Raw genomic sequence first — 8,591 nt, forward strand, 5'->3', positions numbered from 1 at the left:
GGCCCCGGCCGCGGCCAGGACCGACCCGGTCAGAAGGTCGCGGCGCGACAGGCCCGCGCCCTGATTGAGCTTACTCACGGCTACCAGCCTCCTTCTCGGTCGTCGCGGCACCGGACGCAACAGCATCGGCAGCCGTGGCGGCGTCGGCCGCGGCGGCACCCTCGGCAGATGCGGCGCCCGCCTCGGCCTGGGCGAGGGCGTCTTCCACGGCCTGCTTCACGCCGGCCGTGGTGATGGTAGCCCCGGCGATGGCATCGATATCGGCGCCCTGGGCCGCCTCGATCATGGCGGCGTAGCGCCCGTCGCGGATGGCCTCGTAGCCGCCGCGGCTCTGGCTCTCGCCGTCCTGGGCGGTCTCCAAACACGTCAGGCGTCCGTCGTCCACGAGCAGCGTCACGGAGATCCAGCCCTCCATACCGCGGCCGCGGCCCGTGTACACCCCATCATGCAGATCGCCCTCGGCCCGGGCCGGCCCCGTCGCAGTCGCTTCGGCCGCCCAAGGGTCCTCGGTGCGCAGGGCCAGCTGCTCGGCCGTGGCCGCATCCTTGGAACCAGAGCCCTCGAAGCTGGCCCCGCATCCGGAAAGTCCCAGCACGAGCGCCGTGGCACCGCAGAGCGCTGCCGTTGTCCTCACGCCGTTCATAGTCCCTCCAATCATTCGCCGTTGTTGGACTGATATTTCTTCATGAAAGTTTTCTTTTATTTACATTCATGAACTTATTGCTGCGGAGCATATCAGCGTTTTACCCGTATAGCAAGGATATATTGACGAAATTTAACGTTCCGTCAACTACTACCAATTTGATAATTTATGGATATTGACTGAAGATACGAAGGCGAGTAAGGTACAGGGCAACGACCGCAAGCATCCCTTGCGCAGCCGTCGCGGCCGAGTCGGAGACGCGGACCGGAAGGCGCACCCGCGCCCGCCGATCCGCCCCGGCCGCGACGAGCTTCCCTACCCGGTATCTAATAAGGAGGGATACCCATGCTCTTCGATGTGTACGGCCCCAACGCCGCCTACCAATGGCTCGGTCTCGTTCTCGTCCTCGTCCTGCTCATCCTGCTGAACGAGCTCGCCCGTCGCACCAAGGCAGGCGGCATATTCATGTTCTTCGGCGTGTGCGGCGCCATGACCGTCTACTGCCTGGCCGTGGAGATCGGTGCGGCCGCCGGAGCCGAGTGGGCGCTCACCAACCCCACCCACACCGATATGAACAGCTGGTTCCACTACGCCAAGGTGTACGCCGCTACCGCTGGCTGCATCGGCTTCATGATGATCAAGTACTCCTGGGGCAAGATCGGCCGGGCCCACTGGTTCAAGGCCTTCCCCTTCGTCATCGTGGCCATCAACATCCTCATCGCCGTGGTGAGCGACTTCGAGAGCGCCATCCGCGCCTTCGGCACCACCTGGGTATCCTCCGAGGGCGTCACCCTGTACGGCGGCTGGCACAACGTGTTCAACGGCATCGCCGGCATCATCAACATCGCGTGCATGACCGGCTGGTTCGGCATCTACATCTCCAAGAAGCGCCAGGACATGCTGTGGCCGGATATGACCTGGGTGTTCATCATCGCCTACGACCTGTGGAACTTCTGCTACACCTACAACAACCTGCCCACCCACTCCTGGTACTGCGGCGTGGCCCTGCTTTTGGCCCCCACCATTGCCGGTCTCATCTGGAACAAGGGCGGCTGGATCCAGAACCGCGCCTTCACGCTGTCCATGTGGTGCATGTTCTGCCAGATGGTGCCCATGTTCGCCAACGACTCCATCTTCGCCGCCGATTCCGTGAACGACCCGAACGTGAACCTCGTGGTGTCGCTTCTGGCCCTGGGCGCCAACATCGCCGCCTTCGCCTACATCATGTACCGCGCGAAGAAGCTGGGCGTGAACCCGTGGATGCAGGAAGTGTTCGTGGGCACCAAGGACTTCGTGGCCGCCATGAAGCGCCGCGCCTCCACCGCCTACCTCGTGGAAACCGAGCCCGCTTCCGCCACTCCGGCCGAGATCGCCGAGATGGTGGCCTACAACGAGCTGCCCGCCGAGGGCAAGCCGGGCTTCGTCTACGTCGCCGTGGAAGAAACCGAAATCCCCCAGCGCAAGTAGCCGCGCAGAGGACGGGAGCGTCGCAACAGCCCCTCCCATAACCTGCCCGAAACGCCGAGGGCCCGCGATGATCGCCGTCGCGGGCCCTTTCTACTCCCCTTCCATTTGGGCGATGTCTTCCAATTTGGCGGGGTCGAGGACATGGATGCAGTTGCGCTGCTTCTCGATGATGCCCTGGGATTGCAGGCGCGACAGGGCCGTGGTCACCGAGTTGCGCGAGAGCCCCAGCATATCGGCCAGGTCGTTGTTGCTGTAGGGCAGCACCGTCGGCCGGGCCGGCGCGGTCCCTCCCCCGTCACAGCGCTCCCGGGCAAGCTCGGCCAGCAGCATGGGCACCCGCTGGCCGGCCCCGTAGAACGACTGGCTCACCACTTCCCGGGTCTGCATGGACAGAAGCCCGAACAAGTAGCGCACCACCCGGTCGGTGAACTCGGGGTAGGCGTGGAGCAGCCGGAAGAACGATTCCTTGGGAATGGAGATGATGCGGCTGTCGTCGCAGCTGCGGGCCGTGGACATGGGCAGGTTGTCGTCCCGCAGGATGTGGTAGCCGAAAAAGCACCCGGGCCCGTAGCGGTCGATCACCTTGGTGCGCCCGGCAGCATCCACGCGGAAGCATTCCACGGAGCCCTCGGCCAGGTAGTAGTGGTTGCCGTTCGGCTCGTCGAGCCAGAAGATCATGGCCCCTGCCGGCACGCGCTTCACCGTGTAGGTGGCGTCGATGCCGTCGAGCATGGCCTCCAGCTCGTCGCGGCCCAACGGCTCCTGCAGCACCTCGTTCTTTCCCGTCCAACTCATGGGCTCCCCTCCCCTCGGTGGCCTTTGCAGCCCCCATCCTATCACGAGTGCCTCCAAACGGGCGCGACCCCGGCCGACAACGACCGGGGACGCGACCCGTCAGGGAGGGCTCTTGGCTGTGGCACCCCGCGGTCCGCAGGCCCGGCAGCACCCGAGGCGCCCGCCGCCTCTTCCGGCGGCCGCCCCGTTCTCGTTACACGTAGTACACCGACGGCTGGGTGCCGTGCTCCTCCAAGTAGGGCTTGGCACCCTTCTCGGCGATGTACTGGGACACCGCGCTTTCCGGATCGTTCAGGTCGCCGACGATGCGGGCCTCGGCCGGACAGGCCTGGACGCACCAGGGGCGATGGTCGTGGTCCTGGCGGTCGAAGCACATCGTGCACTTCGAGGACACAGCCGCCTCCTCGTCGATCTGCGGCACGCCGTAGGGACAGGCGGTCACGCAGGTGCCGCAGCCGATACAGACCTCGGTGTCCACCACAACGGCGCCATTGTCCGAGCGCTTGGCCATGGCGCCCGTGGGGCAGTTCGCCACGCAGGCGGCTTCGGCGCAGTGGTTGCACAGGGTGGGGCGGAAGTTCATCTTCACGGCCGGGAACGTGCCCACGGGGCGGTACAGCTCGCCGTCAAGCCCTTCCACATGGGCCCAGTACAGCTCGCCGGGCACGTCGTTGGACACCTTGCAGGCCACAGCACAGGTCTGGCAGCCCATGCAGCGCGTCGTGTCGATCACCATTCCGTATTGCTTAGCCATGTCGCACCTACGCCTTCTCTACTTCCACCAGCACGTCGTAGAAAGCCGTGCAGGTCTGGGAAATGTGCTCTTCCGTGGGGTTCAACGTCAAGTGGGTGAGGGTCTGGTAGTTGCCCTCGATGGTGTAGTCCGGGGTCCAGCCGCTCTGGGTGGCCACCACGCCCGGTACGATGCCCTCGGTGAGGAAGACCTTCATCTTGCAGGCGCCGCGGTCGTTCACGATGCTCACCACGTCGCCGTCGGCGATGTCGCGGGCCGTGGCATCCACCGGGTTCATCTCCAGCAGCGGCTCGTCTTGAATGCCCGCGAGCGCCGGGATGCCGATGTGCTGGGTGTGCACGTTCATGCGGTCGTGGTACTGCAGGAACACAAGCGGGTACTTCTCGCCGAGCGGCCCGGTCGGATCCTCGAGCATCGGCTTGTAGCAGGGCACTTCCTCCTGAAACTCCACCAGGTCGTCGTTGTAGAAGGTGAACTTCGTGGAGGGCGTGGCGAACACGCCGTCGGCGAAGACGATCTGGGAGTCGTAGATGCCGTCGGGGCGGCCCCAGATGCCGTCGGCCACGGCCGTGTCGAAGTTAAAGCCCTCCCAGGCCGGATGCTCCTCGTTCACGAAGCTGCGCACCCATTCCTCGTCGGTCTTGCTCCACAGGTCGCCCAGACCCACCTTGGCGGCCAGCAGCGACATGATCTCCACGTCGGACTTGCTCTCGCCGGCCGGCGTCACCGCGGGGCTCTGGAAGAACACCCAGGGCGAGCGATCGAGGAAGTCCCACTTCTCCCAGTAGTTGCAGGCGGGCAGCACGTAGTCGGAGTACTTCGCCGTCCAGGTCCAGTAGGGATCCACGGTCACGATGGTGGAGATCTTCGGCAACACCTCGCCCACGATCTTATTGGCATCGGGGCTCATGTTGATGAAGTTCGAGTTGGCGAACCACATGAAGTCGAGCGGATAGGGCTTGCCCGTGAGAATCTGCTCGTAGAGGGTGGAGCTCTTCGCCATGGTGCCCTCGTTCTCACCGGTGTTCGCCCAGTCGTCGTAGTTGAAGGCCGGGATGGTGATGCCGGGCGTGGAGCGGATGGACGCGGTGCCGCCGGCGTGGGACGCGCCGCCGCCTTCCACGCCGATGTAGCCGGCCACGGCGGCCAGGGTGGCCACGGTGCGGAAGGGCGAATGGGAGTTGTACACGCGCTGCATGCCCTGGCCCATGCGGATGCCCGCGGGCTTGGCGTTGATGTACTCCAGGGCGAAGTTCTCGATGACCTCGGGAGCCAGGCCGGTGATCTCGGCGGTGTACTCCAGCGTGTACTTCGACACCTCGTCGCACAGGTGGTCGAAGGCGGTGCGGCACTGCTCGCCGTTCACGTCGAAGGTGCCGGACAGGGCCGCCTTCACGCCCTCGGTGGTGTTGGGCACTGCCTTACCGGCGGCCTCGTCCCACACGAGCCACGGGGCCTCATCGCCCTCGCCGTCGCGCAGGAGCGCGCCGTCGGACTCGCGCACGAGGAAGGGAGCCACGGAATTGGCGAGGAGCCAGTCCTTGGCGTGCAGATCCTTGCCGATGATGACGTTCATCATGCCGAGGGCCAAAGCCGGGTCGGTCTGGGGCTTCAGGGGAATCCACTCGTCGGCAATGGCGGCGGTGGCGCACAGGCGCGGGTCCACCACGACGATCTTGGCGCCGTTCTCGCGGGCCTTCACGAGGTAGCGGAACTCGGAAGTGTGGGTGTCGGCCACGTTGCGGCCCCACAGCACCACCAGGTTGGAGTTCAGGTAGTCGCGGGTGTCATGGGCGCCGCGACCCTGGCCGAAGCACAGCGTCATGCCCATGGTGGCGCCATGGTCGCCCATGATGCCCTCGATATCGAAGGTGGTGCCGCCGTAGGTGCCGGCGAAGCGGGTAGGCGCCTCCCACGAGAGCTTCGACAGGTTGCCGGTGAACGAGTAGAAGCCGCAGGACTTGGCCCCATAGGTGGCCTTGGTGGCCTCCATGCGCTCGGCGATCTCCTCGATGGCCTGCTCCCAGGAAATCTGCTCGAACTCACCGCTGCCGCGCTCGCCGGTGCGCTTCATGGGGTGCATGACGCGCACGTTCTCGTCATGGGTGCGCGTGCCCAGGCCGATGGAGCGCAGGCAGCAGTTGGCGTAGTCGTCGCGGCCGGGCATCTGACCCGGGGTGACGGTGTAGATCTTATCGTCCTTCACGCGGGCCCGCAGATGGCAGCGGGACGTGCAGTTCACCGAGCAGCAGGCGCTCTTGTAGGTGAAGCCCTCTTCCGGATCGGTCACCGGGCCGGTCTCGGCCAACGACTCCTCCTCGGCCGGCTTCTCAGCCGGGGCACAGCCCACGGCCGCAGCCCCCAGGGCCGAGGTGATGGTCAGCCAGCCGGCGCCCTTCACGAAGGTGCGACGGGTGACTTTCCCCTCGGACACGAACTCGGTGGGAGCGAAACGCTCGTTCTCTTCCATAGTCCTCCTCTTTCTCTCCTGATTGCGGCGCCGAAGCGCCGAATGAGCCCAGTATAGAAAGGGAGTGCGGCCCCTTCTGCCCAACATTGGTCGGAAGGGGCCCCAAGTATTGGGGCGACGGGGACGGAAGCCGGTCTTAGGCCTCAGCCTCCACGTCGGCAGCCTCGCGCGCGACGGCGTCCTCCCCCACCGTGGGAATGCGCACCACCATGAGGTACACGAGGAACAGGGCCACAGCGGCCAGGATGGCCCACACGAAGGGCTTCTGCACGAGGGCCGCCGAGATGGCCAGCACCGTGAACGAGATGAGCAGCATGCGCATCTTCGCCTTCACGGGCATGCCGCCGGCCTCCTTGAAGGGCACTACATAGGAGCGGTACACCTTGCTGGAAGTGATGATGGCGTGGCAGCGAGGCGAGAGCTTCCCGAACAGGAAGGTGGCCAGAAGCAAGAGCGGCGTGGTGGGCAGCACCGGCACGAAGATGCCGACGCAGGCCGCGCCCACGCAGAGCCACGCGAACCCGAGAATGATATAGCGCACGATGATGTTCACGACAGGCTCCTCATCTCAAAAGGGCCGCGTCGCAGGCGGCGGACTTTTCCACCTCCATACTACGCGGCCCCTGCCGTTTCCGTATCGCCCAAACGGGCTATCTCAGGTAAATGGCTACTCCGCCTTCTTCTGCTGGTCGGCCACGGCCTCCTCCAGCAGCATGAGCTGGGCGGTGGCCTTCTTGGTGCCGCGGTAGATCATGAGCACGTACACGAGCAGGGCGATCCACAGCAGGGCATAGGCCGCGATGATGTAGGGGGCCGAGGGCAGGATGGTGGAGTAGATGTCAGCGAGAATGGGGTTCATGGCTATCTCCTAGCGTTCGTCGTCGAGGGTTTCCTTGAGCGCGTCAACGCGCTGGGTGAGGCGCACCTGGCCGAAGCGGGCGCGGTACAGCACAAAGCCGATGAGCATCATGCCAAGGGCGCACAGGCCCACGCACATACCCATCTCGGGACTCATGCCGCCCTCGCGCAGCACCACCGGGTGGATAGACGATGGAATCAGCCGCGTGATCATGAAGCAGATGGGCACGTCGATGGTGGCGATGATGGCCACCACGGCGGCGAAGGTGGCGCGGCGCTCCGGCTCGTCCACCGAGCTGCGCAGCACGAAGTAGGCGATCACGATGAGCATGAGGATGAGGTAGGTCGTCAGGCGCGGCTCCCAGCTCCACCACACGCCCCACTCGAAGCGGGTCCACATCTCGCCGGTGATCATGGTGAGCACCACGAACAGCAGCGCGATCTCCAGGCACAGGCGCGAGCAGGTATCGAAGCGCTGGTTCTTCGTCATGAGGAAGCGCACGGCATAGTAGCAGCCGAAGCCCAGGGCGATGAACGAGGTGATGGCCACGGGCATGTGGAAGTAGAAGATCTTCTGGGACAGGAGCATCTTCTGGGACACCATCACGTCCCCGATGAGCTCGGCGCCGTTCACCGTGGCACCGCCCACGGGGGCCACGTAGAAGAACGCCATGAGGAACCCGATGGTGGACAGCACCGCACCCGCAATGAGCGCCGGTGCCACCAGCTTATCGGGCCACTGCCCCGCCTCGGGCAGCTTCAACGTTTTACTTGACACTCGTTCTCCTCTCCAAAATTATTTCCCATAGTACCGGTTGAGCATAAGTCAGCGAGGTTGCGACAGGTGCCTGCAATTCGCTTGAAGAGCGGCTGAGCGGCCTTCGTGCCGCGAAGGCAAGCTCTGAACGCGAAGGGCAGGTGCCTGTCGGAACCGCAGCATCAGGTCGTCTCCTTCAGTTGACGACGAAATCGTAGAGAACCCACGATGCGAGGATCATCACCACATCGTAGCCAGCGCCGAGCGCCAGCGAGGTGAGAAATCCGTCGGCGAACACATCGCCGCCCACGAGCGCGCAGGTGGTGGCCGACACGCAGGCGTACAGCAGCGGGAAGATCACGGGCACGAACAGCAGGGCCAGCATCACGTCCTTGCCGCGGGTGGCGGCGGTGATGGTGGACAGCATGGTGCCGATGCCGGCGATGCCGATGCTGCCGAGCACGAGCGGCACGACGAGCAGCCAGCCCGTCTCGGCCGGCGCTGCGAAGCTGGAGAAGAACATCCAAAACAGCGGCACGGCGATCACTTCCACCAAGGCCAGAAACACAAGGTTCGACGTCGCCTTGGCTAGAAAGATCACGCCCCGGTCGAGCGGTGCCAGCAGCAGGCCCTCCAAGCAGCCGTTCTCCGTCTCCTTGGCAAACGAGCGATTCAGGCCCAGCAGCGACGTGAACACCACGAGCGCCCACAGAAGGCCGCCGGACACTTCCAGAAACTCCGCCCCAGGACGGGCGAAGGACAGGGCCACGCCGAACACCACGATGACCAGGAAGGCGTAGATGCCCATGGACACCACCATGTCCTTGGTGCGGAACTCCGCCTTCAG

9 protein-coding genes are annotated in these 8,591 nt (G+C 64.9%); 1 reads left to right on the top strand and 8 read right to left on the bottom strand.

The window, feature by feature from the left end; translation table 11 throughout:
* Window positions 1–70: 70 nt before the first annotated feature.
* Window positions 71–643, bottom strand: a complete 573-nt coding sequence (locus tag ACTOXK_RS09180; protein WP_482279910.1) for an FMN-binding protein — start codon at window positions 641–643, stop codon at window positions 71–73.
* Between the two features lie 345 nt (window positions 644–988).
* On the opposite strand from ACTOXK_RS09180, the gene ACTOXK_RS09185 reads away from it, so the two are divergent.
* Entirely contained in the window at window positions 989–2,110 is a 1,122-nt protein-coding gene (locus ACTOXK_RS09185; protein ID WP_482276566.1) for a DUF5692 family protein, read from the top strand.
* A 90-nt stretch (window positions 2,111–2,200) separates the two neighbouring features.
* Here the strand turns inward: ACTOXK_RS09185 and ACTOXK_RS09190 are convergent, their stop codons facing one another.
* The 7 genes from ACTOXK_RS09190 to ACTOXK_RS09220 all read right to left on the bottom strand — a co-directional run.
* Complete coding sequence (locus tag ACTOXK_RS09190) at window positions 2,201–2,905, bottom strand: Crp/Fnr family transcriptional regulator (RefSeq protein WP_482276565.1); 705 nt, start codon at window positions 2,903–2,905, stop codon at window positions 2,201–2,203.
* Between the two features lie 193 nt (window positions 2,906–3,098).
* A complete protein-coding gene (locus ACTOXK_RS09195) occupies window positions 3,099–3,659 on the bottom strand; it encodes a 4Fe-4S dicluster domain-containing protein (RefSeq protein ID WP_482276564.1) in 561 nt (186 codons plus the stop codon).
* Between the two features lie 7 nt (window positions 3,660–3,666).
* The gene (locus tag ACTOXK_RS09200) at window positions 3,667–6,129 is read right to left on the bottom strand and encodes a molybdopterin-dependent oxidoreductase (RefSeq protein ID WP_482276563.1); all 2,463 of its coding nucleotides are present in this window, start codon (window positions 6,127–6,129) and stop codon (window positions 3,667–3,669) included.
* A 136-nt stretch (window positions 6,130–6,265) separates the two neighbouring features.
* Window positions 6,266–6,682: a DUF454 family protein gene (locus tag ACTOXK_RS09205; protein WP_482276562.1), complete on the bottom strand. Its 417-nt coding sequence runs from the start codon at window positions 6,680–6,682 to the stop codon at window positions 6,266–6,268.
* 114 nt (window positions 6,683–6,796) lie between these two features.
* On the bottom strand, window positions 6,797–6,988 hold the full coding sequence (locus tag ACTOXK_RS09210; RefSeq protein ID WP_482276561.1) for a hypothetical protein: 192 nt from the start codon (window positions 6,986–6,988) through the stop codon (window positions 6,797–6,799).
* A 9-nt stretch (window positions 6,989–6,997) separates the two neighbouring features.
* Window positions 6,998–7,765: a cytochrome c biogenesis protein CcsA gene (gene ccsA, locus ACTOXK_RS09215; RefSeq protein ID WP_482276560.1), complete on the bottom strand. Its 768-nt coding sequence runs from the start codon at window positions 7,763–7,765 to the stop codon at window positions 6,998–7,000.
* A gap of 175 nt (window positions 7,766–7,940) precedes the next feature.
* Window positions 7,941–8,591: heme exporter protein CcmB (locus tag ACTOXK_RS09220; RefSeq protein WP_482276559.1), on the bottom strand; the 651-nt coding region annotated here is incomplete at its 5' end.

Source organism: Adlercreutzia sp., from assembly GCF_056795635.1.